Below are 25,540 nucleotides of genomic sequence, written 5' to 3'. Positions count from 1 at the left end.
CTTCAATAAATGTCTAAGAAAGTCGCGAGTTTAGAAAATATATCTAAAACATATGGGAAAGAGGATCTAACTGTTAAAGCCTTAGACAGCATAAACTTAGAAATTTATAAAGGTGATTATTTAGCTGTAATGGGAGCTAGTGGCTCAGGCAAAAGTACAGCTATGAATATTATTGGATGTCTAGATAGACCATCTGAAGGTATTTATAAATTAAATGGTATTCCTGTTGAGAATTTATCTGATGATGAGCTCGCGGAAATACGTAACCAAAAATTAGGCTTCGTTTTTCAACAATTTCATCTTCTTTCAGACGCAACTGCACTTGAAAACGTAACTTTGCCAATGATTTATGCTGGTATTGAGCCTGAGCAAAGATTAGAGCGAGGTAAGAATGCCTTAAAAAAAGTTGGCCTTTCAGAAAGAATGAATAATCGCCCAAACCAATTATCCGGAGGTCAACAACAACGAGTTGCTATTGCGAGGGCTATTATCAATAACCCTGCAATTTTGTTAGCAGACGAACCTACTGGAGCACTAGATTCAAAAACCACTGAAGATGTATTAGATCTTTTTGACAAACTGCATGAATCTGGAATAACTATAGTTTTAGTTACGCATGAAGATGAAGTTGCAAATCGCGCAAAAAAAATAGCCAAATTTAAGGATGGAAGAATAGTTGAATTAAAAGTTAATTAAATTCAAAACCTTCTAATTACCTTCAGTTGAGTTTCATTTTCAATTCTTAAATTCCCATTCGAATCAATATCTTTAATTTTCCATGTATGAGGACAATAACCACTAGGTAAAAAACTTTTAGTAAGAAACTTATTTGCAGATTTAATCACATATTCTTTTTTCTTATTACATTCAATTGAATCATAAAAAGCTTTAAGAACTTTGGCTGTCCAATAATGTTGATTAATATTCTTAGTTTGAAGTACTTTTGATAATGAAATACCTTCTGATGGAGTGTAATTTAAAACATTCATGCCAAGTCCTACTCTTACATAGATAATTTCTTTGCCTCTTGTTATCACCCTTGGTAAAAATCCAATCAACTTTTTTGAACCAAAAAAAATATCATTTGGCCATTTCAAACAAACATTTATATTCTCTTGTCTAAGCATTTCACATAACTTAATACCTAAAGACAAATTAAATATTTGACATGCAAATTCTTTTGAAAATATTGGGTAAGCTGCACTTAACCAAATCCCGCCTTTTGGAGAAACCCAAGTTTTTGAGTTTTGGCCAACCCCTGAGAACTGTTCTCTTGCGATTATCGCTACTGGCTGGTTTTTCTTTATTTCAGAATATCCAAGCAAGTTTGTTAGCTCATTTTCGGTACTTTTACATTTTATTTTGTAATGAAGTGTCCAGGTTGGATATTGACCCTGAATTTTTTTTAAATAAAAAACTGTCTTAGCTGCAGGTCCAATAACTTTCACAAATTCTTTATTAAAACAACGAGCATCTTTTTGAAGATTAGATTAACTTTAGTCTTAATAAGTAAATTTTACAAATTGGACAAAAAGTATTTGCCAATAGTGAATAGAAGGAATCCACATCCATTAAAAAATTGTCTTGATAATTTCAAAAAATCATGGGGAGACTTAGATAAACTTTCTAAAATCAACGAAAACTGGAAGAACTTAATCGGTTTAGAACTATTTCAAGAATGTAAACCATTAAATATTGAAAAAAAAATACTTACTATTGCAGTAAATCATCCACAGTGGCGCCAAGCTTTAATCTATAACAAGCATAAATTAAAAGAGAGAATCGAGAAAATTGGAATAACTTTGAATGAAATAAAAATAATACAAAATTATGAAATTAAAAATAAAAATATCAAAGCTACTAATGCAAAGATAGTTTGGGCAAAGCATCCAAGCAGAATCAATCAAAATAATATGTGCATTTGTACTCTTTGTAATTCCCCTACTCCTGAGGGCGAAATCAAAAGATGGGGAAAGTGTTCTTTTTGTTGGAGAAAAATAAAAAACTAAATTCTTTATTTAGTTAAAATTAGTATTCCCATTTGCCCCCCCCAAATAGTCCTATATTCAGCTTTTTTAAATCCAACTTCCTTAGCAATATTTATAAGCTCATTTTTCTTTGGAAAATTTCTAATACTTTTTTCAATATATGCGTACTCTGGACCTAAATTAAAAAGCCGCGAAATGGTTACTACAATTAATCTCAAATAAATTTTCTGAAAAATATTGGATAAAGAATTTCTTGTTGAGTGATTAAAATCCAAAAATCCTGCCCTTCCCTTATCCTTCAAAAGATCAAAAACTTTTTTTATTCCTTCTTCAACATTATTTAAGTTTCTAAGTCCATATGACATGCAAATCCCATCAAAATTTTTTGAATAATCATTAATTTCTAATACATCTTTAATTTCCCACTTAATAAATTTATTTTTTTTAAGCTCTGATTTTTTTTTTGCAATATTTAAGATATCCTCTGCACTGTCAATCCCAGTAATTGAACCCCTTGGACTAACTCTCTCAGAAATTAAGAATGCTAAATCTCCAGTTCCACAGCATAAATCAGCCCAATCTTCACCATTTAAAGGTTCCAATAAATTAACTAATTTCCTTTTCCATAATCTGTGCAGCCCAAAACTTAATAGATTATTTAAAAAGTCATATTTATAAGAAATTTTATTAAATATATTTTTGACTTCGATAGTTTTTGTGAATTTCATTTTTAAATTTTTAACTTATTTCTTTTTGGTATTAAATTAAATTTTTTATTCATATGGTCTAATTGGAAGTTTTTTTTCGAGGAGGAAAGTCTTTATTTCTCTTAAAGAAAGTTTCTTATCATGAAGTAATGATGCTAAAAGTGCGGCAGATGCCCTGCCTTCATTGAAAACATCATAGATATCTTCTAAACAACCTGCTCCTCCAGAAGCAATCACTGGAATATTAACAATATTGGTAACAGATTCAGTCAGATGTAAATCATATCCATTCTGCGTGCCATCACCATCCATTGAAGTAAGCAAAATTTCCCCTGCGCCTAACTCCTCAACTTTCTTTGCCCAACTTAATACATCTATTCCAGTATTTTCTCTCCCTCCTTTTACATATACCTCCCATTCATCAGTCTTATTAACTTTTCTTTTAGCATCAATTGCTATCACGATACATTGATTACCAAATTCTCTAGAACTTTTAGAAATTAAATCAGGATTTCTAACAGCAGAAGAATTCAAACTCACTTTGTCCGCTCCAGCTCTTAAAAGATCATTAATTGAAGAAACAGAATCTATTCCTCCACCTACTGTAAATGGGATTTTTACTGATTTTGCGGTCCTAGAGACAAGGTCAACTAATGTATTTCTATTTTCTACACTAGCTCTAATATCTAAGAATACTAATTCATCTGCGCCCTCATCAGAATACCTACAAGCCAATTCAACAGGATCGCCTGAGTCTCTCAAGTTAACAAAATTTACACCTTTAACCACTCTGCCATGGGCGACATCTAAACAAGGAATTAAACGAAGAGCTACCATTTTAGTAAAAATTGTCCAAATGCTGTTAATCTTGCATAATAGCTTCCATTTTACCTCTTATGGCTGAAACAAAATTATTACCCAAAATCGGTAGTAAAATCAAAATTAACATTAACAAAGTAAAAGATAGACTACCAGCTAAATTAATCGATCAAATATCCTCGAATCCTAAAGCCGTAATAACAGGCTATAAAATGACAGACGGCAGAAGTATTGGAATCACCGCAAAATTTCAGAATGGTGAGCAAAATTGGTTTTTCCCAGAAGAAATTGAGAAAGGTTAAAGAGTAAAGTGAATGATCCAAAACAACTATTAGGAATTAAGGGTGCCTCTGAAACATCAAGTATATGGAAACTCCGTATACAGTTAATGAAACCCATAACGTGGATCCCTTTGATATGGGGAGTTATTTGTGGAGCAGCTGCAAGTGGGAATTTTGAATGGACATTTAGTAATGTTCTAGCTTCATTAGCATGTATGTTGATGAGTGGACCACTTCTGGCTGGTTATACCCAAACCATAAATGATTTTTTTGATAAAGAAATTGATGCAATTAATGAACCAAATAGACCAATTCCTTCTGGGAAAATTTCAATTAAAGATGTAAAAATACAAATCTGGGTATTACTTATAGCGGGTTTAATAGTTGCTTTTCTATTAGATTTATATGCTAAGCACAGCTTCCCCTCCGTCTTACTTTTGGCATTAGGAGGTTCCTTTGTTAGTTATATATATTCTGCTCCACCACTCAAATTAAAACAGAATGGTTGGCTTGGAAATTATGCATTAGGAGCATCTTATATAGCTTTACCTTGGTGGGCAGGACAAGCCTTGTTTGGGAAATTAACTATCGTGACGGCGATACTAACACTTGCTTATAGCCTCTCAGGACTTGGAATTGCTGTTATTAATGATTTCAAAAGTGTTGAAGGAGACTCAAAGCTAGGCTTAAATTCTCTACCAGTAGTATTTGGAATTAAAAATGCAAGTAGAATAAGTGCAGGACTGATTGACATTTTTCAATTAGCAATGGTTGTAGTATTAGTCATTATTGGTCAACATTTAGCCTCTGTAATTTTGGTTTTATTGGTAATTCCACAAATTACATTTCAAGATATGTGGTTACTAAGAGATCCTCTAAAGTTTGATGTCAAATATCAAGCAAGTGCCCAACCGTTCCTTATAACTGGAATGTTAGTTACAGCTTTAGCGATAGGACATAGTTTTTTAGTTGCTTAAGGTGCAAAAGATTAAATTCAAATCTTTTGTTTTAATAATTCCAATATTAATTTTTTCTGGAATATCTTTTTATTTTTTTAGTCTAATATTTAGTACCTTAAAATTTGACGTTTCTAAAAATAAAAAGTCTCGGGAAACCAAATATTCTTACGTAATATCATCTTCTGATAATAAGATACTAAGCAAATTAAGCCGCAAATTTGAAATAGATAATAGTTATCATAAAATTCCATTTTTTCTTAAACATTCTTTTATATCTTCTGAGGATAAAAGATTTTATAAACATAATGGAATAGATTTAAAAAGTATTTCACGTGCCCTTATTCAAAATATTAGAAGTGGTTATGTTAAAGAGGGAGGAAGTACGATTACACAACAAGTTGCTAGATTACTTTTTCTAAATAATGATTTAAGTTTTCAAAGAAAAATCAAAGAAATATTTATATCACTCATACTTGAATTTAGATATAACAAAAATCAAATTTTAAAATTATATTTAAATAATATTTATCTAGGATCAGGAGCATACGGGGTAGACGAGGCTGCCCAAGTTTATTTTGGAAAATTTATAGAAGAATTGACATTATCAGAGATCGCATTAATTGCAGGATTAGCTCCAGCTCCATCAATTTATTCACCTTATCAAAATTTAGAACTAGCTATTAAAAATAGAAATAAAGTTCTTGAATCAATGTATGTTGATGGATATATTTCTCTTGCAAATAAGAATAAGGCTATTAAAGAAAAAATAAAGTTAAATTATCAAACAGCTGATAATTTTTTAGATGATAAATTACTAATAAACTTTATTCTTCAGGAAACAGATAAAAAAATTGGAAGTAAAAATGATTATAAGTTTTTAAGAATTAAATCTTCTATCAACAAAGATTGGCAAGAAAAAGGTCAAAAAATATCAAGATATGCAGGGCCTAAAGAACTTGAATTTGGTCTGTTATCTATCGAATCAAACACAGGACTAATCAGGACAATGATAACCAGCAAAAATCCATCAATTAATGAATACAATAGAGTGATTTCATCTGTAAGACCTTTAGGTTCTACTTTTAAAATAATCCCTTATGCTGCTGCATTAATAGAAGGAATAAAATTAAGCGATAAATTTGAAGACTTACCAATATGCTGGGAAAGTTATTGCCCAAAAAATTTTTCAGAAGACTATAGAGGTTCAATATCTTTGATTGAATCATTTAAAAGTTCATCAAATATCGTTCCAATATCAATAACAAAAAAAATCGGCTTAAAAAATATTATTAATTTAGCGAATTCATTTGGACTAGGTTACGAGCAAGAGTTTGAGGAATTCCCATCATTAGCTATTGGCGCCTACGGAGATAATCTTTTAAACATCACAAATGCATATTCTGCAATAAACAATAATGGGAAGATTCAAAGCCCTGAAATCATAGAAAAAATAGAATCATTTAAAAAACAACCTATTTGGGAAAATAAATCTATTTCCAAGAAAATATTAGATTTAAAAATAAACAAGAAAATAAATAAACTTCTTGAAAAATCTGTAAAAGAAGGCACTTCAAAAGCAGCCTCTATAAAAGGAAAGAAAATTTATGGGAAAACAGGAACATCTGATGGAAATAAAGATCTCTGGTTTATTGGTTCCATTGATAACCTTACAACAGGGATCTGGATAGGTTACGACGATAACAAGGAATCTGAATTATCTAGTGGGAATGCAGCTTATTTATGGAAGAAGTTCATATCTGAAATTTATAAAATTCCAATTAAAAAATAAATTATATTTTTAAGATTTATAAGAAATTATTGCAGAATAAAATCCATCACCAGGATAATCCAAGCTAGGTAAAATTTGCTTTTGGCTAACCAATTTTAAAGTTTTGTTTTTTTCAATAAATCGTTCAATTAATAGATTATTTTCATCGGGACAAATAGTACAAGTTGAATAAACTAAAGTACCATCTTTTTTCAAAAGAGGGAAAATACTCTCCAAAAGTTTTTCCTGTAATAAAGTTAAAGATTTTATTTTTTCTTTACTTAAAGACCATCTAGAATCTGGATTCCTGGAAAGAGTTCCAATGCCTGAACATGGAGCATCTAATAAAATCTTATCAAAATAAGATATAAACTTAGGATTTAATTCAATCAAACTCGTAGCATCAGCCTTAAGGGTATTAACAGATTTCAAATTTAACCTTTCTAAATTTGATTGCAGTATTTTCAATCTTTTTGCTGATCTATCTACGGCAATGATTTCAGCACTATCATTTGTTAATTCTGCAAGGTGGGTAGACTTACTTCCTGGAGCTGCACAAGCATCTAAAATCTTTTCACCTTCTTTTGGATTTAAGAGAGGTGCTATCCACTGAGAAGATCTATCTTGAATTGTCCAAAGTCCATCACTATATCCTGGTAAATTTTTTATAGATCTTGGATTAGATTTTAAAGTAATTCCATTATGTAAATCTTTAATAATTTCAGCATCAATTTTATTTTCATGAAGTACTTTCAAAAAGTTATCTAAATTAGTTTTTAATTGGTTAATTCTCAAATCAATTGATGGTTTTTTATTAAATGCCTTAATGATATTTTCACCCTCGCTATTGCCGACCCATTTATAAAGATCCTTCACAAGCCATAATGGAAATGATTCAAGATATGAAATTCTTTCTTTTCTATCAGAAGATAATTCCGGAAAGATTTTTTGTTCTAATTTTCTTGATGCATTTCTCAATATCGCATTTACAGTTCCCGCTAAACCATTTAAATCTGTTTTTTTAGCTACTTCTACAGTGGTAGAAATAGCAGCAGGAAATGGGATTTTATCCATTTTCAATAGTTGATACAAACCTATATGTAGAAGCCATCTTAACTTTGGAGGCTGCTTTTTATGAGTAATTTTTGATGTATGATCCGTCCAAAGATCAAGAAATTTTCTATACCTTATGCATCCAAAAGATAATTCCGTAATAAAAGCTATATCAAGAGGATTAAATTGATAATTTTTTAAAACCTTTTCAAGAGCATGATCAGAAAAATCACCAGAACTAACTTTTAATAAAATTTCCCAAGCTGCCTTTCTTTGTAAATATCCTATGCTCAAAATATAATTAATTTTTTAAAGATAACTTTAATATACAAAAAATTCAAAAATTTAAACTACTTTTTCAATTGCAGAATTAAACCAAATAAAACCTAAGATAGAAATAAGTGAAAGATTAAATCCTAAAAAAAGAAAGATATTTAAAGAATGGATTCTTTCCCGAAAAAATATTTTTTTCTCTTTTTGATACTTCATTATTAAAATAAAAACTTATTCAGGATTTCAAACGGCAACCAATATTGATAGATCCTGCATCAAGCATTCTGCCTAATTTAATTGCTATGGATTCCTCCAACCTAGTGAAATTAGATTGATGGGTAGTTATCCAATCTAATTCAGAAAAAGTGATAATTCCCGTCGAATTACTTTTTAAAAAAAGTGTTCCAATTTCCATTAGATAAATCTAATTTTTTCTAAGTTAACATCCGTACTTAATATTTCTTCATAACATAATATTCTTTTAATTTTTCAAAGACAACTGTAGGTTATTACTCTTAATTTATTGAATATCTCTTAAAAATTTATCGGCCGTTTTTAAGTGATTATTTAATTTTTCCTCTGACATTTTATCGAGATTTCTCGTTAACATTGCCAGACGATATTGCTTTCTAAAAAAGCTTTCATTATCTTTAATAAATTTCCAAAATAAGCCATCCCATATTTCACACCATGGGCCACTTTTAAAATTAGACATTTTTTTTACATAATTAGAGCTTGATATATATGGCTTTGTTGAAAAGATACCACCATCACTAAACTGACTCATTCCGTAAACATTTGGGACCATAACCCAATCATAGGAATCAATAAACATTTCCATAAACCATTTATAAACTTGGTTGGGGTGAATTCTACATAGAAGCATAAAGTTGCCAACAATCATTAGCCGCTCAATATGATGACAATAACCAAATTTAATAATATTTTTTATAACAACGTCTACTGGTTCAATTCCTGTATTTCCTTGATAAAAAGATTTTGGAATTGGCTTATCTTCAAAATTCCAAAAATTACTATTTCGCATCTTTGTTCCGTACTTTTTATAGACGAGGCAAATAAATTCTCTCCATCCAATAATTTGACGAATAAAACCCTCTAAAGAGTTAATAGGAACATTATTATTTTTTGCAAAAAGTAATGCTTTATTTACTACTACATCTGGGGTTAATAAGCCGCTATTTAAAAGAGGAGAAAGTAAACTGTGCCATAAAAAAGAATTTTCTTTAGAAATAGCATCCTCATAATCTCCAAATAAGAAAAATCTATGTTTAAAAAAATCATTTAACCATTCATCTGCCTCTTCAAAATTAGTTGGATATAAAAAGTTATTACTTTCTCCAATAAACTCAATATCAAAATTGGCTAATGACCTTTCTGCATTAACTACAAATTTATTTTTTTGTAATTTAGGTGTATCGGGTATATTTATTTTTTTTGGTAATTTTTTTCTGTTCATTTCATCGAAACTCCATTTACCACCTTCAGGTGTATCATCAGGATTAACTAATATCTTTTGGCTCTTTCTTTGATTCTCATAAAATCTCCCCATAAGAGGTTTTTTTGCATTTGATGCAAATAAATCTTTTAAATCTTCACTGCTCATAAACATAGGAGAAGGCAAAATATTTAAAGCTAAATTATTACTTTCAACAAAATTATTAATCCTCTTCATTATTAAAAAATCATGAGGGTCAATGAGATTTATTTTCTGATATTTATTTTTAATAAATTCCGATAAGTAATCAACTGTAGAAACATTATTCTTGTTTTCGATATATAAAACTTTAAAGCCAGATATTTCTAAATAATTTTTATAAGCGAGCATAGATGCTCTATGAAAAACTAACTTATTTTTATGGTTAATTAATTTATGAAATTTATCATTTCCAAAAAATAATGAGTCTTCCAAAATCAAAACTTCACAATTTATTTTTAAGATTGGGCTTTCTCTAAAAAGTTGATTCGGGAAAATAATTGATACTTGTTTCATCTTTGCGACTTCCTGTTACTGCATCTTTTTGAACAGTAGATAACATCATCCCAACAGTTTTTCCATTTTTTACGCCACTCAAACGGCCTATTGCAAACAGGACAAGTTTTAGTAGAAAGATTTTTCAAAATTTATAATTTTCTTTTATGAGTAGATTTAAATCTAGTTGAATCTTTAAGGGCCATATGTTTTGTATTTCTTCCCGAAACTCTCTTTCTCCAGACTTTGAAAGATTTGGGTTTAAGATTTTGACGCATAATTTTTATCGCATCTTCCTCTTTTAAACCAAATTGATACTCGATAGCTTCAAAGGGTGTTCTATCTTCCCAACACATTTCTATTATTCTGTCTATATCGATACTTTCCATATTTATTGTTCACATTGTGAGGTACAAAGTTTTTCAATATCGGATCTACCTGTAATTTGAAGTCTATATTTTGCCCAATATCTGTAAACCAATCTCAATAATGGAGATAAGAGCTTAATCTTCAAGGGATAATAAACCCAACCTAAACCAACTAATTCATAAGAATATGCAAGTACATCTAGTCCCCTAATAATTTCACCATTTTCAATAATCCCATGCAGGTTTGACATAGCTTCTGAATATGAGATGTCATTAAAAAGACTTTGATCATAATCCTTACTATTAATATCTATAAATGCAATTTGATTTAAGGTATCTCTTTTTTTAAGAAAATTTGTTTCTCTCAAACAAAGTGGACAACCACCATCGAATAAAAAGGTTAATTTATTTTTCATATTTTTATTCAAATATAGAAATTAAATAACTTTTTTGTGGAATAAAAAATTTTTTTTAGAGTACAAGCTTTATAAAGCCTTAATAATTGCCAGTTCTAATTTAGTGAAATTATATTATCTTATTAATTAATAAGCCATTGATTAAGGGATACATCAATGGTTTAAAACTATTTATGATCAGTCATCTAGAAGATGAACTCCTTCTCCTACGTCAGGAGTAAATTTACAATATTTTTCAAAAATAAGTCCAACACCTCTCATTTTTTCTCCTAATTCATCGTTAAATTTATTCCATTCTTCCGATTCACGATCAGGTAAATCCCACCCTTGTTTTTCTACCATACTTGTTATTACTGTATAGTCCCATTCTATGTATGCCATTGAGTTAATTTAAACTACCAAAATATTATAAACCAAGAGATTTAATAGGTAATCAATATTTTTTGAATATAATTTAAAAGTGTGAAAAAATTATAAATGTCAATTTTGCCAAGAAGATTTGAACGAATCAAAAGTGTTTTAGATTGCAGAATGAAAAACTTGACTGTTTTAGTTGAGGATGTCAATAAACCACATAATTTATCTGCGATATTAAGGACATGTGATGCAGCAGGAGTTTTCGAAGCAAATTTTATTAGCAAAACGAATGCCGTTAAGACTTTTAATAGTACTGCTCAAGGAAGTCAAAAATGGGTAAAACTGAATAATCATGAAAACACTATCACGGCAATATCTGATTTAAAGAATAAGGGTTTTAAATTATATGGAACGACTCTTAATAGTGAATCAGTAGATTATAGAAATTTTGATTATTCTCAAAATACATGTTTTGTTTTAGGAGCAGAAAAATGGGGACTAAGTAATGAACTTATATCAATGGTTGATCAATCAATTTTTATACCTATGAGAGGTATGGTTCAATCTCTGAATGTTTCAGTTGCTGCTTCTATATTATTATTTGAAGCTGTTCGCCAAAGAAAAAATAAAGGTATATTGCCCGCTAATGGAGAAGGGTTAAATATGGATGAATATCAAAAAACACTTTTTGAATGGTGTTACCCAGAATTAGCTGCGGTGTATAAAAAATCAGCTAAAGAATATCCAAAGTTGAATGATCAAGGAGAACTTGATCCTATTACAGATAACTAAATTTATTCAGAATTTTGACTATCAAAAATTTCTTCAAGGTCCTCTCCTATAAAAGAAAGACCTAAAACTAAAAAAAACATTGCCAAACCTGGGAACAAAGCCGTCCACCAGATACCTGTAGGTAAAGCGGCAAGAGCCAGATTTAAATCACTTCCCCACTCTGGGACATCTGCAGGAACGCCAAGGCCTAAAAATCCTAAACTTCCTAATACCAAAACAGCATCTGCAGCATTTAGGGTAAGCAGAATAGGCAATGGTGTTATTACATTTGGGAGAATATATTTAAAAATAATTTTTTTAACATCAGCTCCTGCAACTTGAGCTGCCTCCACATAAGTTTCGGATTTAACCAATATTGTCTGATTTCTGATTAATCTAAAATATTGAGGAGAGTAAACAATACACAATGCCAAAGCCGCGTTAAGGATACCCTTACCCAATACAAAAGCCACAACAACTGAAAGCAAAATTACAGGTATTGAAAAAATAGTATCCATTATTAGTGATAAGCATTTATCAAAAAAACCACCAAAATATCCACTTAATAATCCCAATGGCAAACCCAAACTTAATGAAAAAAGAATAGCTAAGAATACAACTTCTATCGCTAATGATGATCCTTGCAAAGTTCTTAAGCAAACATCTCTTCCTAATCTATCTGTGCCACAAAAATGATTAAGAGAAGGAGGGGCAAAGATATCATTGCTTAACATTGAAAATGAATAGCCAAAAAAATTATTGGCCTCTAAAAATTTCATTATTAAAACAACAAGAAGATAAAAAAGTACAATTAAAAATCCAGCTTTTCTGATATTTGCGCCGACACGATTAAATGAGTTAATATCCAAAATCTTTTTTTAAAGATATAAATGAAATATACCCAATTCTTTTAAAAATAAATAGCTATAAATTTTAAATTAAAAGAAATTACTGGTTTAATTTCAAGACTGCCATAAAAGCTTCTTGAGGGACTTCAACTTTACCCATTGCCTTCATCCTCTTTTTACCTTTGGCTTGTTTCTTTAAAAGTTTCTTTTTCCTAGAAATATCCCCTCCATAACATTTAGATAAAACATCTTTTCGCAAAGCACTTATGCTTTCACTTGCAATAATCCTGCTACCGATTGATGCTTGAATAGGTATTTTAAATTGTTGTTTTGGAATAAGTTCTTTTAATTTCTCAACTAAACTTCTGCCAATTCCATAAGCCTTATCTTTATGAACAATAGAAGTTAATGGATCTGCTCTTTCTGAATTTATTAGAACATCTAATCTAACAAGGTCATTTTTTCTATAGCCAATCAAATGATATTCCATTGATGCATAACCTTGGGTTCTACTTTTCATTTGATCAAAGAAATCTGTAACAACTTCTGCTAATGGAATTTCATAAATCAAGGTAACTCGATCTGTTGTTATGTATTTCATATCTATAAATACTCCCCTTCTTTCCTGACATAAACCCATTAATGTTCCATTAAATTCATTGGGAGCATAAATTTCCATTTTCACATAAGGCTCTTCTATTGATTCTCTAAGTTGTGGATCAGGAATTGTAGAAGGATTATCAATAAAGATATGTTCCTGCTGATTTAAATTAACTTTATAAATAACTGATGGTGCCGTTACGATTAGATCCAAGTCATATTCTCTTTCTAATCTTTCTTGAACAATCTCCATATGAAGAAGTCCTAGGAATCCGCACCTAAATCCGAAGCCCATTGCGCTACTGGTTTCGGGCTCATATTTTAAAGCTGCATCAGATAATTGTAATTTTTCTAGTGATACTCTTAAATCTGGGAATTGATCAGCATCAGTCGGGAATAAGCCACAAAAAACCATAGGATTTGCTGTCTTATATCCAGGCAAAGGATCATTGGCAGGTGAATTTAAAAGAGTAATCGTATCTCCCACTCTCGCATCAGCAACTGATTTTATAGAAGCAGCTAAATAACCAACTTCTCCTGCATGTAATTCATCAACTTGCTGCTGATCAGGCGCCATTATTCCTATCTCATCTAGTTCATAATTTTTCTTACTTGCCATTAATAATATTTTTTCTCTCTTATTTAGAGACCCAGATATCACCCTGAAATAAACAATAACTCCCCTGTACGGATCATAATAAGAATCAAAAATCAGTGCCTTTGTAGGTAGTTTAATTTCATCTTGAGGAGGAGGTACTCTTCTTACGATTGCTTCCAAAATATCTTTAATACCAACTCCAGTTTTTGCTGAACAATTTATTGCATTAGATGTATCAAGTCCAATAATTTCCTCTATTTCTTGTTTTATTTTTTCAGCATCAGCCCCTGGTAAATCAACTTTATTTAAAACAGGAATTATTTCAAGATTATTTTCTAAGGCAAGATAAACATTAGCTAAGGTTTGAGCTTCTACTCCTTGACTTGCATCAACAACAAGTAAGGCGCCTTCACAAGCTTGAAGAGATCTACTAACCTCATAAGAGAAATCAACATGCCCTGGAGTATCTATTAAGTTCAAAACATATTCTTGGGAATCGTCAGCTTTATATTTCATCCTAGCGGCCTGTAACTTGATAGTAATTCCTCTCTCTCTTTCAAGATCCATACTGTCCAAAAATTGTTCTTGCATATCCCTTTGCTGCACAGTACCAGTATCTTGAAGCAACCTATCTGCAAGGGTAGATTTACCATGGTCAATATGAGCGATTATGCAGAAATTTCTAATTTTTGAAACCGATATATCAGTCATATAGAAAGAAAAATTCTCCTCTTATTACATCTTGATTAATATTAGCTAATTAGAATTATGGATGGAAACCAAAAATGGAATTATTTCTTTTTTTAATTTCTTTTATGAAGGTACTGTAATTTTCAGAGACTGATAGTTCTGGATAAATTAAGTCATTTATTTTTTTCTGAAGATTATGCTTATCGTTTAAAAATAAAACAGATTTTTCTAGAACCTCAACCATAATTGAAACCGCAGTACTTGCTCCCGGAGAGGCTCCCAACAAAGCAGATAATGATCCATCAGATGAATTTACAATCTCAGTTCCAAATTTCAAAGAACCACCACCTTCAGTTTTTTTAATTATTTGGACTCTTTGACCAGCATTCTTTAAATACCAATCAGAAGGATTAGCTGATGGCATCATATTCTTTAAATTCTCAACTCTTGAGTTATGGTTCTTTAATGATTGTGATATTAGGTAATTAATTAAATCGTTGTTCTTGAAACCAACGTCTAACATAGAAAAAATATTATTCTTTTTAATTGAACTAAATAAGTCAAAGTATGAACTTTGTTTTAGAAATTTCGTTGTAAATCCAGCAAAAGGTCCATATAAAAGAAGTTTTTTATTATCAATCCATCTGGTGTCTAAATGAGGCACAGACATTGGTGGCGATCCAATATCAGCTTTACCATAAACTTTTGAGTTATGTTTTTCTGTTAGATCTTTTTTCTCGCAAATAAGCCATTTCCCACTAACAGGAAATCCACCATAACTTTTTGCTTCTGGAATTTTTGATTTTTGTAAATAATTAATTGTTTTTCCACCAGCACCAAGAAAAACGTAGCCAGTTCTAATTGAAGTTTTTCTACCTTCAGAACTGATTTCTAGTTCCCATTGTTTTTTATCAATTTTCTTTAAATCTACTAATTCTGTTTTGTATCTAATTTCAACATTTTTGTTTAAGGAAACTAATGACAAATACTCTTTAGTTAAAGCCTCAAAATTAATATCAGTTCCTCTACCTATTCTGGTAGCAGCAATTTGAGTAGATGGATTTCTATCTTTTGTTATTAGAGGAGCCCATGATGAAATTTCATCAAAAGATGTAGAAAATTCCATATCGATAAATTCAGGATTTTCGGTCATTTTCTGAAATCTTTTTTTTAAAAAAGAAATATTATCCTGACCAGACACAAAGCTAATATGAGGAATAAATTTTAGAAACTTCTTAATATCAATTTTCCCTGCTTCATACAATGAGGCCCATAAAGACATGGATGTTTCAAAAGAACGATTTATTGAGAGCGCTTTATCTATTTTTAGATTTCCTTTTTCATCTAAAGGGGTATAGTTTAATTCGCAATTAGCCGCATGTCCTGTACCTGCATTATTAAAAGCGCCAGTACTTTCACTTCCTGGAGCATTTAATTTTTCTATAATAAGAAATTTTATATCTGGTAAAACTTCTGAAATTAGGAGGGCTAAAGTACTACTCATTATCCCTGCTCCTACTAAGACTGCATCAAAGTAGCTATTGTCATTAGTGGGATTTTTAGATGAAGTCACAACAGAAAATTATCTTTTTTGCAATTAATCAGATTTCTTTCTAGGCTTATTATAAAGTTAATCCAAAATTATGAGTACTGAAACACTCTCGCTGACAAACGAAAATGTAGAAAAAGTCCTTGACGAGCTAAGACCTTTTTTAATTTCTGATGGAGGTAATGTAGAGATTGCAGAAATAGATGGTCCAATTGTCAAAGTCAGACTTCAAGGAGCATGTGGTAGTTGCCCAAGTAGCACTATGACTCTCAAAATGGGTATTGAAAGAAAGTTAAAAGAAATGATTCCTGAAATAAGCGAAGTTGTCCAGGTTTTATAAAAATTTTTAACTGAAATATATATTATTTAGTTTTTAATTCCTTCAACAAAGATGATTCCATATCAAGGCAATCAATTGGAAGTCCTTGACCAATAGCGATTAAAAGAGGTGCAAGAATTCCTAAAGTAAAAACTAAATTTGATTGGCTTACATCATATTTACTCAAAGTAAAAGTTATCAAATAAATAATTGAAAAATAAGCATGTAGTGAAAAAAATTCTTTTGGCTTTAACACTGGCCACCTTAAAGTATTTCCCAAGAAATATAAAAAACCTGTCATAAATAAATAGTTACATGAAGATTAAACCAAATATAAACATAAACCTTTTTAGAGACTATTTATAAAAAAATTTACCTAAGATAATAATTAAAAAAACATTAAATCTTCGTTTCTATTTGTAAAAGCTAGACATGCAGTTAAAAATACGCTTATAATAATTTGGTAGCAATCGCTACTTTTTCGTTCACCCTCATTTGAGGGCGCAGTTCGAGTCATACCATGGAACGGGGGATGGCCGTGTTGTCACATCGAAACATGACTACTTTAACTTACAGAGGTAAAAACTACGTTCAAAACAAAGAAGCTGCTAAAAAGCAACTTGTTGAACTTACCTACAGAAGAAACGTATACACCAACAGAATGGATGACGCTTCTTCAAGTAATGAAAAAGCAGAATTAAATTACAGAGGTGTTAATTACACTAAATAATTTAATTAAACAAATTAAAAGCCCCTTTTTCAGGGGCTTTTTTTTTGGCTATATTTATCAAGAGTCCTTTAAAAAATATGTCTGAAAGTTGCTGTAATACAAACACATCGAATAAAGCACCTAATCAATTCGATCATAAAGATGCGATTCAAGAAAGATATGGCTCAGCCGCACAAGAAAAAGAAAGTTGTCTTTGTACACCAGTTGGGTTTAATCCCGTTTTACTTGAAGCAATTCCTCAAGAGGTTATAGAAAGAGACTATGGGTGTGGTGATCCAACAAAATATGTTCAAAAAAATGATATAGTCTTAGATCTTGGAAGTGGTAGCGGCAAAAATGCTTTCATTTGTGCCCAAATTGTTGGGAAAGAAGGGAAAGTTATTGGAGTTGATCAGAATCCTGACATGCTTTCTTTATCAAGATCAGCCTCTAAAGAAGTTACAAAAAATATAGGTTTCAACAATACAGAATTTCTAGAAGGTTCAATTGAAAAACTTGATGAATTAGATAAAGATTTAAATCCATTAATCGCAGATAAATCAGTTGATATTATTTTAAGTAATTGCGTTTTAAACTTGGTAAGTCCAGAATCTAGAAATAACCTTCTAAATAACATAAAAAGAGTTTTAAACGATAATGGAAGAATTGCAATTAGCGATATCGTCTCTAACAAAAAAGTTCCTTTAAGATTGCAAAATGATCATGATTTATGGACAGGATGTATTAGTGGAGCATGGTATGAGCCAGAGTTTATAAGTGATTTTAAAGAACTAGGATTTAAAAATTTAAAATTTGCAGAAAGGAGTGCTGAACCTTGGAAAGTAATTGAGGATATTGAATTTAGAACAGTAACTTTAGTGGGCAATATTTAAAAAAATTCAAGAGTTGAAAATATAATATAAATTTCCATGAGAAATAATCTAAGAGATCAAATACCCGCATTAAAAAATAAGTATTATTTCAACTATGGCGGTCAAGGACCATTACCAAAATCTTCTCTAGAAGCAATAGTTAAAACTTGGGAAATTATCCAAGATTTAGGACCATTTACCAATGATATGTGGCCTTTTATTTACAAAGAAATATTGACCACAAAAAGAATCATTGCGCAAAAATTAGGTGTCAATTCAAAGAATGTAGCTTTTACCGAAAATATCTCTTCCGGTATGATTTTGCCCTTTTGGGGAATAAAAGTAGAAGAGGGAGAAGAGTTGTTAATAAGTGACTGTGAACATCCTGGAGTAGTGGCTGCAAGTCGAGAATTTTGCAGAAGAAATAAATTAATATTCAAAATTTTGCCAATCCAAAAAATTAAAAATCTAAACGACGAAAATATAATTTTAGAGATTTTGAAAAATCTAAATAGTAAGACTAAGATCCTAATTATTTCTCATATCTTATGGAACTTTGGATATAAAATTCCTTTAAAACAAATTTCTATCGAATTAAAAAATAATCGAGAAGATTCTTATTTACTTGTTGATGGTGCTCAAACCTTTGGGCACATAAATATTGAAAAAGAAGTTTTTTATTCTGATTTATATTCAATAACTTCTCATAAATGGGCATGTGGACCAGAAGGACTTGGAGCCATTTATGTCTCAGATAGATTTATTCATGAAACAGATCCAACAATAATTGGTTGGAAATCATTAAAAAAAGAACAAGGCATTTATGAGCCTTCAGATAATCTTTTTCATGATGATGCAAGGAAATTTGAAATAGCTACCTCTTGTATTCCTTTACTTGCTGGGCTCCGGAATTCTTTAGATCTTTTGGATAAAGACTGCCATGAAAAAGAAAAAAACAAAAATATCAAAAAATTAAGTGGAAAACTTTGGGATGAATTAAATCAATCAAAGGGTGTTGAATTAGTTTTAGAAAAAAAATATTTAAATGGGATTGTTAGTTTTAATATCGAAAATATTAAAGATAAGGATAAATTTGTAAAGAAACTTGGAGAAAAGAAAATTTGGATTAGAGTTTTAGAAGATCCAAAATGGTTTAGAGCATGCGTACATCAAATGACTACAGAAGCTGAGATTGATTTACTTGCTAGAGAAATAAAAAAAATATTGACTTAAAGATCTATTGATATAAAAAAAATTTAGTTTACCAAGGTATCTCCGAGTTGTCCCATGCAATAAATTTTCCTGTAGATTCTGGTGATTGATTTTTAATAATATTGATCAAGAATTGGGAGGATTTTTCTTTACTAAATAATTTATGTTCTGGAACAAATTTATGAAAAGGTCTAGATAAATCAGTATCTACTGTTCCTGGATGAAGCAATGTGATAGTAGCCTTTGGGAAACGTCTAGCCCATTCAATACTTAAAGATTTAAAAAACTGATTTTGCGCAGATTTTGCAGCTCTATATGAATACCAACCTCCAGTTTGATTATCTCCAATGCTACCAACTCTTGCACTTATACTTGCAAAATTAAAATCAAAATCTTTTGGTATAAATTCTTCAATCGCTTTAGCTAATAAAATAGGAGAAAAGGCATTTATTGAAAAACTTTCCATCATATTTTTTTTATCAAGATGTTGTAATCTTTTTTCTGGTTGAAGAGAATCACTATGAAGTCTACCTGTAGCATTAACAACTAGCCTTAATTTTGAAGGATGATTTGATATTTTATTTTTCAACTGCAAAAGGGATTGAGAATCCTCTATATCTAATTCCCAAAAAGAATTAAATTCACTTTTTCTTCCACACAAAACAACATCTAAATCTTTTTCACTTTCATTCAGATCTTTAGCTAGTTGTGTTCCAATTCCACCTGCGCCTACAACTAAGGCTAAGCCTTTCATTTTATTAAAAATAACTCCATTGATTCTAAGAAACTTTTCTTGTGATTTGCGTAAAGATCTTTCTTATTTGATTAGGAAATTTTATTGAGATTTATTTTTTTCTTTTAATAATTTATAAGCTATTTTTCTATCATCAAAATTAATAACTTTATCATTGAGAATTTGGTAGTCTTCATGTCCTTTTCCTGCAATTAAAACAATATCTTTTTTATTGGCAAATTTAATAGATTCATTTATTGCTTTAAATCTATCAATTTCAATTGTTATTTTTTCTCTTTTTTTTATACCCATCAAAATATCATTTACTATCTTTTGGGGTTCTTCTGATCTTGGATTATCTGAAGTTATAAAAAGTTGATCAGAAAACTCTTCAGCTATTGATCCCATTAAAGGCCTTTTACTACGATCACGATCTCCGCCACAGCCAAAAACAGTTATTAGTTTCCCTTCACAAAGTTTTTTAATTGATTGCAAAACTTTTTTTAATCCATCAGGAGTGTGGGCATAATCAACAATTACTGTTGGAAGAGATCTTGAAACGTCATTATTATCAATTTGTATTTTCTCCATTCTCCCAGGAGCACCAGGGAAAGATTGTATTAACTTTGATAGATCTTTTAAAGAAAAATTAAGTTTATACAAAATTGTTATTGCTTGAATCGCATTCATTAAATTAAATTCACCGACAAGTGGAACAAAAAGTTGAATTTTTTCCCTAGGTGTATGAAAAATACAGGTGGAACCACTTTCAGTAAATTTTTTATCTGTTACGAAAAAAAAATCATCATTTTCAAATTCACTTTCAGTAATCTTTGTAGAGACTAATAAAGATCTTTTTTCAAGATCAGATGATAATTTAGATATCCAATGGTCATCATGATTTAATACACAAATCCCATCTTTTTCTTTTAAGTAAGGTGGGAAAAATAATTTTCTTTTTGTTTGAAAATATGATTCCATATCTGAGTGATAATCAAGATGATCTTGAGTTAAATTAGTAAAAATAGCCGCCTCAAATTCGCATCCTGATATCCTGTTTTGAGCAATAGAATGAGAACTTACCTCTAATATCGCGAATTCAGATTCTGCCTCAACAGCAGCATTTAATTTCTTTTGAAGTTTATCGGCGAAATCAGTTGTATGAGAAGCCACTTCTGAGAAGCCAGGCCATCTATTAAACAAGGTCCCAAATAATGCAGTCTTTTTCCCTAATTTTTTTAAAAGATATTCCAATAAAAAAGTAATTGTCGTTTTTCCATTTGTACCCGTAACACCAATAAGTTTAAGTTTTCTTGAAGGCCTATTCCAAAACTCAGCGACTATTTGACCAAAAATATAATCTAAATTATCCTCTATAACCAAAATCCTTTCTCGATCAATAGATCCAATTTTCTCTTTTGCAGCAGACCCAATAATGGCAGCCTCTGCACCATTTTCAATTGCCTCAATACAATATTTTCCTCCATCAACATTTAAACCAGGCATACCTAAAAATAAAGTTCCTTTTTGTACTTCTTTAGAGTTAAAAGAAATATTATTGATTTCATGATCGATTAAATCTAATGAAGGAATAATTCCTACCAAATCTAAAAGTTTATGTAATTTTATAGATCTCATATAAAAAAATTATTTCTCCAGAATGGTACTAATATTTTTTTGAAACCAATTCTTTAATTGATCATCTTTTAATCTTGGAGAAATGCGAGGCAATTCTATGATCTCCTCGGACCTAATTCTTTCAACAGCAATAACAGGTACTTCATAATCATATTTTTTATATTTATCTTTATATAAATCGACCCTATCAATATCAATTTCTTTAAGCTCCTCTAGATTAGGGAATAACTCATTAAGATTTATTTTTGCCAGTTTGTTTTTTAATGAATCACAAAGGCAACATCCCTGCCTAACAAAAATAAATATTTTCATTCATTTAGTCAGGCACAGGGTCACATCCACAGGGAGTTAAAGGATGACATCTGCTTAATCTTTTTAAAGTTAACCACCCTCCCTTCCAAGGACCATGTCTAGTAATTGCCTCATATCCATAAGAGCTGCAACTTGGAATAAATCTGCATCTTGGTCCAAAAAAAGGAGAAAACCACTTTTGATAAAACGAAATCATAAAAAGAAGTATAGAAGTAATTGATTTATTAATAGTTTTGAACACTTTAATGATGTAAAATAATATTTCCAGTAGTAATTAGTTTAATTGAATTTAATCAATTATCCAATTTATTGCAATTTTCTATTTAATTTAAAATTATGTCAAGATACCGCGGCCCCAGATTAAGGGTTACGCGTCGCTTGGGAGAACTACCAGGTCTCACCAGGAAAGCTTCAAAGAAGTCTAATCCTCCAGGTCAGCACGGCCAAGCCCGTCGCAAGCGATCAGAATATGCAATTCGTCTAGAAGAAAAGCAGAAACTTAGGTTTAATTATGGAGTTTCTGAAAAACAACTAGTACGTTATGTAAAAAAAGCTAGAGCTCAAGAAGGATCTACAGGAACTAACCTACTAAGACTTTTAGAAAACAGACTTGATAATGTTTGTTTTAGATTAGGTTTTGGAGGTACCATTCCAGGCTCAAGACAATTAGTAAATCATGGCCATGTAACCGTTAATGGAAAGGTTCTTGATATTGCTGGTTATCAATGCAAATCAGGCGATGTAATCGGAATTAAAGAAAACAAAGCAAGCAAAAAACTTGTAGAAGGTAATATAGAATTCCCTGGTTTAGCAAATGTCCCACCTCATCTTGATTTAGACAAACCTAAATTAACGGGAAAAATAAATGGGAAATGCGATAGAGAGTGGGTGGCTCTTGAAATAAACGAACTACTAGTTGTTGAATATTATTCAAGAAAAGTTTAATACTACTTTTCTTTGGATTATTAAATCTCTCATTTTTTAAAAGAGAGATTTAATTTAATTCTTATTTTTAAAAATAATGGGAAATAAGGAAAATAATATAAAAAAGCCAGGTTTTAAGACCTTATCTATTCACCATGGGGAAACATTTGCAGAAGAAACTGGATGCGTTATGCCTCCTATTTTTTCTACATCTACTTTCAAACATGGAAATAAAGATAATTTCGACTACACCAGATCAGGCAATCCAAACTTTAGAATTCTAGAAAACATCCTTAAATCAATAGAAGATTCTAAATACTGTACAGTTTTTGGATCTGGAATTAGCGCGGTAACTGCAATTTCATCAACACTAAAATCAGGTGACAAGATACTCTGCGAGTCAAATCTCTATGGTTGTACAGTGAGGATGTTCGAAAAAGTTTTCAAGAAATTTGGACTAGAAGTTTTATACACAGATTTTACAAACGAAAATAATATCAAAAAGATTTCAAACTTCGAGCCAACCTTGATATGGCTAGAAAGTCCAACTAATCCACTTTTGAAGGTACTTGATATTAAGGCGATTTGTGATGAAGCGAATAAACTCGAAATACCAGTAGTTGTAGACAACACATTTTCTACAGCGCTTATTCAAAAACCATTGGACCTTGGTGCAACACTATCGGTTGTAAGCACCACAAAATTCATTAATGGACATAGTGACGCACTTGGCGGAGCAGTACTTACAAATAATGAGGAATGGAATAGTAAGATGCTTTTCTCTCAAAAAGCTCTCGGGCTTCAACCATCTCCTTTTGATAGTTGGCTCATTACGAGAGGAGTAAAAACTCTTCCTTTAAGAATCGAACAACAAACTAAAAGTGCAGAATTTATTTCTGAAGAATTAGGTAATCATAAAATTATTAGTAAAGTAATTTACCCTTTTAATCAAGAACATCCGCAATTTAATTTAGCAAAATCGCAAATGAAATCTGGAGGTTCAATGATCACCCTAAAATTAAATTTAAATAAAGAGGATACTTTTAAATTTTGCAAATCTCTCAAATATTTCTCTCTAGCAGAAAGCCTTGGAGGAGTTGAAAGTTTAATTTGTCACCCTGCAACGATGACTCATGCTTCTGTTGATGACAAAACAAAAAATCTACTAGGGATAGATGATGCTCTTGTCAGATTATCAATTGGATGTGAAGATACAAACGATTTAATCTCGGACATTTTATTTGCTTTAAATAAATTCTGAAAATTGAGAGATTTACTTAAAAAACCTATATGGAAAAATTTAGAGTTGGGATATGCAATTCCTGATAGTATTCATGCCGTTTCTGTAGCATTACCAACTTGGAATGATGTAATAAATTACGAGGAAAAAGATCAAGAATGCATGAATTTATTGAAGTCCATTTACCCACGATTCGGGCTAAACCCCATAGTGAAAAGATTATGCGAAAAAGTAAAAAAGCAAAATTACTACAACAATAAAAGTATCTGGCCATATCCGAATGAAAGCATAGCTTTTAAAGCTAAAAAATACATTGATAGAAATACTTCTGAACAATTCTCGTTAATAGAAAAAAGAGATAATTTAGCTTTCTTAATAACTGAAAAAGAAGGAAGTATTTATGCAAAATATTTTTGGCAACATACTGGTCTTGGTCTATCTTCAAGAGCTGCCGCTATAGAACTAGGTCTTGAAGATTGCCCTCCAAAATCTTACGTAAATGAATGTTCTCAAAGAATAAAAAATAGAATTTCTAAATCTACAAAAATTAACTCTAATGATATTCACTTAACTTCATCTGGAATGTCTGCATTGCATACATCATTAGAAATCATATATAAATTATTTCCAGCTAAACCAACACTCCAAGTTGGTTTTCCATATGTAGATGTACTTAAATTACCAATGAAAATCTTTCACGGAGCAAAGTTAATTACAGAAGAAAATTGCGCGGATATTGAATTAGAAATCAAAAGAATAAATCCATCAGCATTAATTATTGAACTTCCAAGTAATCCAATGCTCAAATGTGTAAACATTAAAAAAATTTCAAAAATTGCAAAAAAGCTAAATATTCCGTTAATTGTTGACGATACAATTGGTTCGAATTTAAATATAAATTCCATAGAACATGCAGATATAGTTTTTACTTCACTTACAAAAATTTTTTCAGGTAGTGGTGATATTCTTGCCGGATCATTAATACTAAATCCAAAAAGCAAATGGATTGATCAGTTTAGAAATGCATTAAACGAGATTAATATTCCAATACTTTCCGATGGAGATATAGTTTATCTAGAGAAAGTTAGTAGAGATGTAAATCAAAGAGTTTTTGAACAAAATAAAGCATGTTTAGAATTAAAAAAAAGATTAGAGACCCATAGCGAGATTAAAAATATTTTCCATCCTGAAAATTGTCCAAATTTTAATTCTTTACTTACTTCTGATGGAGGATACGGCTGCTTATTATCGTTTGAATTAAATGGAGGATTGAACAAAGCTAAAAAATTTTATGATTCTCTAAAAGTATCTAAAGGACCTAGTTTAGGTACAAAATTTACTCTAGTTTGTCCTTATGTTTTACTAGCTCATTATGACGAGTTGGATTGGGCTGAAAGTTTTGGTATACCCTCGCACCTTATTAGAGTATCAGTTGGATTAGAAGACCAAGATCAATTATGGAAAACCTTTTCTGAAGCACTAAATAATTTCTAAATTCCTAGTATTTACCGTATAGAAACTTATATACTCTTTTTCTGAATAATAG

General features: G+C 30.6%; 31 protein-coding genes. 13 read left to right on the top strand and 18 right to left on the bottom strand.

The genetic code is table 11. The features are described 5' to 3' along the window. Positions 1-9 precede the first annotated feature (9 nt). Complete coding sequence (locus MK115_RS02590; RefSeq protein ID WP_025922211.1) at positions 10-696, top strand: ABC transporter ATP-binding protein; 687 nt, start codon at positions 10-12, stop codon at positions 694-696. A 2-nt stretch (positions 697-698) separates the two neighbouring features. On the opposite strand, the gene MK115_RS02585 is transcribed toward MK115_RS02590, so the two are convergent. Beyond that, positions 699-1,448, bottom strand: a complete 750-nt coding sequence (locus MK115_RS02585; protein WP_287608908.1) for a biotin--[acetyl-CoA-carboxylase] ligase — start codon at positions 1,446-1,448, stop codon at positions 699-701. Positions 1,449-1,523: 75 nt separating this feature from the next. Here MK115_RS02585 and MK115_RS02580 point away from each other — a divergent pair, with 75 nt between their 5' ends. After that, on the top strand, positions 1,524-2,009 hold the full coding sequence (locus MK115_RS02580) for a DciA family protein (RefSeq protein WP_287608907.1): 486 nt from the start codon (positions 1,524-1,526) through the stop codon (positions 2,007-2,009). Between the two features lie 5 nt (positions 2,010-2,014). Here MK115_RS02580 and ubiE read toward each other — a convergent pair whose 3' ends face one another. Continuing rightward, positions 2,015-2,716: a bifunctional demethylmenaquinone methyltransferase/2-methoxy-6-polyprenyl-1,4-benzoquinol methylase UbiE gene (gene ubiE / locus MK115_RS02575; RefSeq protein ID WP_287608906.1), complete on the bottom strand. Its 702-nt coding sequence runs from the start codon at positions 2,714-2,716 to the stop codon at positions 2,015-2,017. A gap of 45 nt (positions 2,717-2,761) precedes the next feature. Further along, a complete protein-coding gene (hisF, locus tag MK115_RS02570; protein WP_287608905.1) occupies positions 2,762-3,532 on the bottom strand; it encodes an imidazole glycerol phosphate synthase subunit HisF in 771 nt (256 codons plus the stop codon). Between the two features lie 59 nt (positions 3,533-3,591). Between hisF and petP the strand changes: the two genes are divergently transcribed. Genes petP through MK115_RS02555 form a run of 3 tightly spaced genes read left to right on the top strand, consistent with a single transcriptional unit; the run spans position 3,592 to position 6,543 of the window. Then, positions 3,592-3,816: a cytochrome b6f subunit PetP gene (gene petP / locus MK115_RS02565; protein ID WP_011375988.1), complete on the top strand. Its 225-nt coding sequence runs from the start codon at positions 3,592-3,594 to the stop codon at positions 3,814-3,816. A gap of 8 nt (positions 3,817-3,824) precedes the next feature. After that, entirely contained in the window at positions 3,825-4,772 is a 948-nt protein-coding gene (gene chlG, locus MK115_RS02560) for a chlorophyll synthase ChlG (RefSeq protein ID WP_011817939.1), read from the top strand. A gap of 1 nt (position 4,773) precedes the next feature. Continuing rightward, positions 4,774-6,543 (top strand): transglycosylase domain-containing protein, encoded by a 1,770-nt coding sequence (locus MK115_RS02555; protein WP_287608898.1) that lies wholly within the window; start codon positions 4,774-4,776, stop codon positions 6,541-6,543. 9 nt (positions 6,544-6,552) lie between these two features. Here the strand turns inward: MK115_RS02555 and MK115_RS02550 are convergent, their stop codons facing one another. From MK115_RS02550 to MK115_RS02520, 7 genes are all read right to left on the bottom strand, one after another. Continuing rightward, the gene (locus MK115_RS02550) at positions 6,553-7,869 is read right to left on the bottom strand and encodes a 16S rRNA (cytosine(967)-C(5))-methyltransferase (RefSeq protein ID WP_287608897.1); all 1,317 of its coding nucleotides are present in this window, start codon (positions 7,867-7,869) and stop codon (positions 6,553-6,555) included. Positions 7,870-8,083: 214 nt separating this feature from the next. After that, positions 8,084-8,263, bottom strand: coding sequence for a PM-15 family protein (locus MK115_RS02545; protein WP_025887585.1), 180 nt, complete (start codon positions 8,261-8,263; stop codon positions 8,084-8,086). Positions 8,264-8,368: 105 nt separating this feature from the next. Beyond that, the gene (locus tag MK115_RS02540) at positions 8,369-9,859 is read right to left on the bottom strand and encodes a cryptochrome/photolyase family protein (RefSeq protein WP_287608894.1); all 1,491 of its coding nucleotides are present in this window, start codon (positions 9,857-9,859) and stop codon (positions 8,369-8,371) included. After that, a complete protein-coding gene (locus tag MK115_RS02535) occupies positions 9,856-9,987 on the bottom strand; it encodes a DUF2256 domain-containing protein (protein WP_071813202.1) in 132 nt (43 codons plus the stop codon). Before MK115_RS02535 ends, MK115_RS02540 begins: the two co-directional genes overlap by 4 nt. Positions 9,988-9,990: 3 nt before the next feature. Beyond that, positions 9,991-10,227, bottom strand: coding sequence for a TIGR03643 family protein (locus MK115_RS02530; protein WP_002806923.1), 237 nt, complete (start codon positions 10,225-10,227; stop codon positions 9,991-9,993). Between the two features lie 2 nt (positions 10,228-10,229). Beyond that, the gene (locus MK115_RS02525; protein ID WP_042849887.1) at positions 10,230-10,622 is read right to left on the bottom strand and encodes a thiol-disulfide oxidoreductase DCC family protein; all 393 of its coding nucleotides are present in this window, start codon (positions 10,620-10,622) and stop codon (positions 10,230-10,232) included. Positions 10,623-10,799: 177 nt separating this feature from the next. Then, positions 10,800-11,003: a hypothetical protein gene (locus MK115_RS02520; protein WP_011817930.1), complete on the bottom strand. Its 204-nt coding sequence runs from the start codon at positions 11,001-11,003 to the stop codon at positions 10,800-10,802. A gap of 96 nt (positions 11,004-11,099) precedes the next feature. On the opposite strand from MK115_RS02520, the gene trmH reads away from it, so the two are divergent. Then, positions 11,100-11,771: a tRNA (guanosine(18)-2'-O)-methyltransferase TrmH gene (gene trmH / locus MK115_RS02515; protein WP_287608886.1), complete on the top strand. Its 672-nt coding sequence runs from the start codon at positions 11,100-11,102 to the stop codon at positions 11,769-11,771. Between the two features lie 2 nt (positions 11,772-11,773). On the opposite strand, the gene MK115_RS02510 is transcribed toward trmH, so the two are convergent. The 3 genes from MK115_RS02510 to MK115_RS02500 all read right to left on the bottom strand — a co-directional run bounded on the left by MK115_RS02510 (position 11,774) and on the right by MK115_RS02500 (position 16,059). Continuing rightward, positions 11,774-12,529 (bottom strand): ABC transporter permease, encoded by a 756-nt coding sequence (locus MK115_RS02510; RefSeq protein ID WP_012007248.1) that lies wholly within the window; start codon positions 12,527-12,529, stop codon positions 11,774-11,776. 169 nt (positions 12,530-12,698) lie between these two features. Next, positions 12,699-14,507 (bottom strand): translation elongation factor 4, encoded by a 1,809-nt coding sequence (gene lepA, locus MK115_RS02505; RefSeq protein ID WP_011817927.1) that lies wholly within the window; start codon positions 14,505-14,507, stop codon positions 12,699-12,701. 55 nt (positions 14,508-14,562) lie between these two features. Continuing rightward, positions 14,563-16,059, bottom strand: coding sequence for a malate:quinone oxidoreductase (locus tag MK115_RS02500; protein WP_287608883.1), 1,497 nt, complete (start codon positions 16,057-16,059; stop codon positions 14,563-14,565). A 70-nt stretch (positions 16,060-16,129) separates the two neighbouring features. On the opposite strand from MK115_RS02500, the gene MK115_RS02495 reads away from it, so the two are divergent. Next, positions 16,130-16,375 (top strand): NifU family protein, encoded by a 246-nt coding sequence (locus MK115_RS02495; RefSeq protein WP_002805305.1) that lies wholly within the window; start codon positions 16,130-16,132, stop codon positions 16,373-16,375. 22 nt (positions 16,376-16,397) lie between these two features. Here the strand turns inward: MK115_RS02495 and MK115_RS02490 are convergent, their stop codons facing one another. Then, on the bottom strand, positions 16,398-16,655 hold the full coding sequence (locus MK115_RS02490; RefSeq protein WP_011375974.1) for a hypothetical protein: 258 nt from the start codon (positions 16,653-16,655) through the stop codon (positions 16,398-16,400). A 255-nt stretch (positions 16,656-16,910) separates the two neighbouring features. On the opposite strand from MK115_RS02490, the gene MK115_RS02485 reads away from it, so the two are divergent. From MK115_RS02485 to MK115_RS02475, 3 genes are all read left to right on the top strand, one after another. After that, positions 16,911-17,084 carry a DUF4278 domain-containing protein gene (locus MK115_RS02485; RefSeq protein ID WP_071813219.1) on the top strand — a complete coding sequence of 58 codons (174 nt, stop codon included), beginning with the start codon at positions 16,911-16,913 and terminating at the stop codon, positions 17,082-17,084. 77 nt (positions 17,085-17,161) lie between these two features. After that, positions 17,162-17,956 carry a methyltransferase domain-containing protein gene (locus MK115_RS02480; protein ID WP_287608862.1) on the top strand — a complete coding sequence of 265 codons (795 nt, stop codon included), beginning with the start codon at positions 17,162-17,164 and terminating at the stop codon, positions 17,954-17,956. Positions 17,957-17,992: 36 nt separating this feature from the next. Further along, positions 17,993-19,168, top strand: coding sequence for an aminotransferase class V-fold PLP-dependent enzyme (locus MK115_RS02475; RefSeq protein WP_287608860.1), 1,176 nt, complete (start codon positions 17,993-17,995; stop codon positions 19,166-19,168). A 28-nt stretch (positions 19,169-19,196) separates the two neighbouring features. Here MK115_RS02475 and MK115_RS02470 read toward each other — a convergent pair whose 3' ends face one another. From MK115_RS02470 to yidD, 4 genes are all read right to left on the bottom strand, one after another. Further along, positions 19,197-19,901 carry an SDR family NAD(P)-dependent oxidoreductase gene (locus tag MK115_RS02470; RefSeq protein WP_287608859.1) on the bottom strand — a complete coding sequence of 235 codons (705 nt, stop codon included), beginning with the start codon at positions 19,899-19,901 and terminating at the stop codon, positions 19,197-19,199. A gap of 81 nt (positions 19,902-19,982) precedes the next feature. After that, positions 19,983-21,518, bottom strand: coding sequence for a UDP-N-acetylmuramoyl-L-alanyl-D-glutamate--2,6-diaminopimelate ligase (locus tag MK115_RS02465; RefSeq protein WP_287608857.1), 1,536 nt, complete (start codon positions 21,516-21,518; stop codon positions 19,983-19,985). A gap of 9 nt (positions 21,519-21,527) precedes the next feature. Beyond that, positions 21,528-21,830 carry a glutaredoxin family protein gene (locus MK115_RS02460; protein WP_011375968.1) on the bottom strand — a complete coding sequence of 101 codons (303 nt, stop codon included), beginning with the start codon at positions 21,828-21,830 and terminating at the stop codon, positions 21,528-21,530. Positions 21,831-21,834: 4 nt separating this feature from the next. Continuing rightward, complete coding sequence (yidD, locus tag MK115_RS02455; protein ID WP_025922190.1) at positions 21,835-22,071, bottom strand: membrane protein insertion efficiency factor YidD; 237 nt, start codon at positions 22,069-22,071, stop codon at positions 21,835-21,837. A gap of 95 nt (positions 22,072-22,166) precedes the next feature. Between yidD and rpsD the strand changes: the two genes are divergently transcribed. From rpsD to MK115_RS02440, 3 genes are all read left to right on the top strand, one after another. Next, positions 22,167-22,775: a 30S ribosomal protein S4 gene (rpsD, locus tag MK115_RS02450; RefSeq protein ID WP_011817920.1), complete on the top strand. Its 609-nt coding sequence runs from the start codon at positions 22,167-22,169 to the stop codon at positions 22,773-22,775. 76 nt (positions 22,776-22,851) lie between these two features. Then, positions 22,852-24,015: a trans-sulfuration enzyme family protein gene (locus MK115_RS02445; RefSeq protein WP_287608853.1), complete on the top strand. Its 1,164-nt coding sequence runs from the start codon at positions 22,852-22,854 to the stop codon at positions 24,013-24,015. Positions 24,016-24,018: 3 nt separating this feature from the next. Continuing rightward, entirely contained in the window at positions 24,019-25,488 is a 1,470-nt protein-coding gene (locus MK115_RS02440) for a PLP-dependent transferase (RefSeq protein WP_287608852.1), read from the top strand. Positions 25,489-25,540: the final 52 nt, after the last annotated feature.

Source organism: Prochlorococcus sp. ALOHA_ZT_50 (assembly GCF_022447305.1).
In the GTDB taxonomy this organism is placed as follows: Bacteria; Cyanobacteriota; Cyanobacteriia; order PCC-6307; family Cyanobiaceae; genus Prochlorococcus_A.
The sequence above is the reverse complement of the archived record's forward strand: the minus strand, read 5'-3'. Positions and strand labels throughout refer to the sequence as shown.

Excerpts from the sequence above, each read along its gene's own strand:
- MK115_RS02590 (WP_025922211.1), top strand. The coding sequence starts at position 10 with ATGTCTAAGAAAGTCGCGAGTTTAGAAAATATATCTAAAACATATGGG.
- ubiE (WP_287608906.1), bottom strand. The coding sequence starts at position 2,716 with ATGAAATTCACAAAAACTATCGAAGTCAAAAATATATTTAATAAAATT.
- hisF (WP_287608905.1), bottom strand. The coding sequence starts at position 3,532 with ATGGTAGCTCTTCGTTTAATTCCTTGTTTAGATGTCGCCCATGGCAGA.
- petP (WP_011375988.1), top strand. The coding sequence starts at position 3,592 with ATGGCTGAAACAAAATTATTACCCAAAATCGGTAGTAAAATCAAAATT.
- MK115_RS02545 (WP_025887585.1), bottom strand. The coding sequence starts at position 8,263 with ATGGAAATTGGAACACTTTTTTTAAAAAGTAATTCGACGGGAATTATC.
- MK115_RS02540 (WP_287608894.1), bottom strand. The coding sequence starts at position 9,859 with ATGAAACAAGTATCAATTATTTTCCCGAATCAACTTTTTAGAGAAAGC.
- MK115_RS02530 (WP_002806923.1), bottom strand. The coding sequence starts at position 10,227 with ATGGAAAGTATCGATATAGACAGAATAATAGAAATGTGTTGGGAAGAT.
- MK115_RS02525 (WP_042849887.1), bottom strand. The coding sequence starts at position 10,622 with ATGAAAAATAAATTAACCTTTTTATTCGATGGTGGTTGTCCACTTTGT.
- MK115_RS02520 (WP_011817930.1), bottom strand. The coding sequence starts at position 11,003 with ATGGCATACATAGAATGGGACTATACAGTAATAACAAGTATGGTAGAA.
- trmH (WP_287608886.1), top strand. The coding sequence starts at position 11,100 with ATGTCAATTTTGCCAAGAAGATTTGAACGAATCAAAAGTGTTTTAGAT.
- MK115_RS02510 (WP_012007248.1), bottom strand. The coding sequence starts at position 12,529 with ATGAAATTTTTAGAGGCCAATAATTTTTTTGGCTATTCATTTTCAATG.
- lepA (WP_011817927.1), bottom strand. The coding sequence starts at position 14,507 with ATGACTGATATATCGGTTTCAAAAATTAGAAATTTCTGCATAATCGCT.
- MK115_RS02495 (WP_002805305.1), top strand. The coding sequence starts at position 16,130 with ATGAGTACTGAAACACTCTCGCTGACAAACGAAAATGTAGAAAAAGTC.
- MK115_RS02490 (WP_011375974.1), bottom strand. The coding sequence starts at position 16,655 with ATGACAGGTTTTTTATATTTCTTGGGAAATACTTTAAGGTGGCCAGTG.
- MK115_RS02485 (WP_071813219.1), top strand. The coding sequence starts at position 16,911 with ATGACTACTTTAACTTACAGAGGTAAAAACTACGTTCAAAACAAAGAA.
- MK115_RS02480 (WP_287608862.1), top strand. The coding sequence starts at position 17,162 with ATGTCTGAAAGTTGCTGTAATACAAACACATCGAATAAAGCACCTAAT.
- MK115_RS02475 (WP_287608860.1), top strand. The coding sequence starts at position 17,993 with ATGAGAAATAATCTAAGAGATCAAATACCCGCATTAAAAAATAAGTAT.
- MK115_RS02470 (WP_287608859.1), bottom strand. The coding sequence starts at position 19,901 with ATGAAAGGCTTAGCCTTAGTTGTAGGCGCAGGTGGAATTGGAACACAA.
- MK115_RS02465 (WP_287608857.1), bottom strand. The coding sequence starts at position 21,518 with ATGAGATCTATAAAATTACATAAACTTTTAGATTTGGTAGGAATTATT.
- MK115_RS02460 (WP_011375968.1), bottom strand. The coding sequence starts at position 21,830 with ATGAAAATATTTATTTTTGTTAGGCAGGGATGTTGCCTTTGTGATTCA.
- rpsD (WP_011817920.1), top strand. The coding sequence starts at position 22,167 with ATGTCAAGATACCGCGGCCCCAGATTAAGGGTTACGCGTCGCTTGGGA.
- MK115_RS02445 (WP_287608853.1), top strand. The coding sequence starts at position 22,852 with ATGGGAAATAAGGAAAATAATATAAAAAAGCCAGGTTTTAAGACCTTA.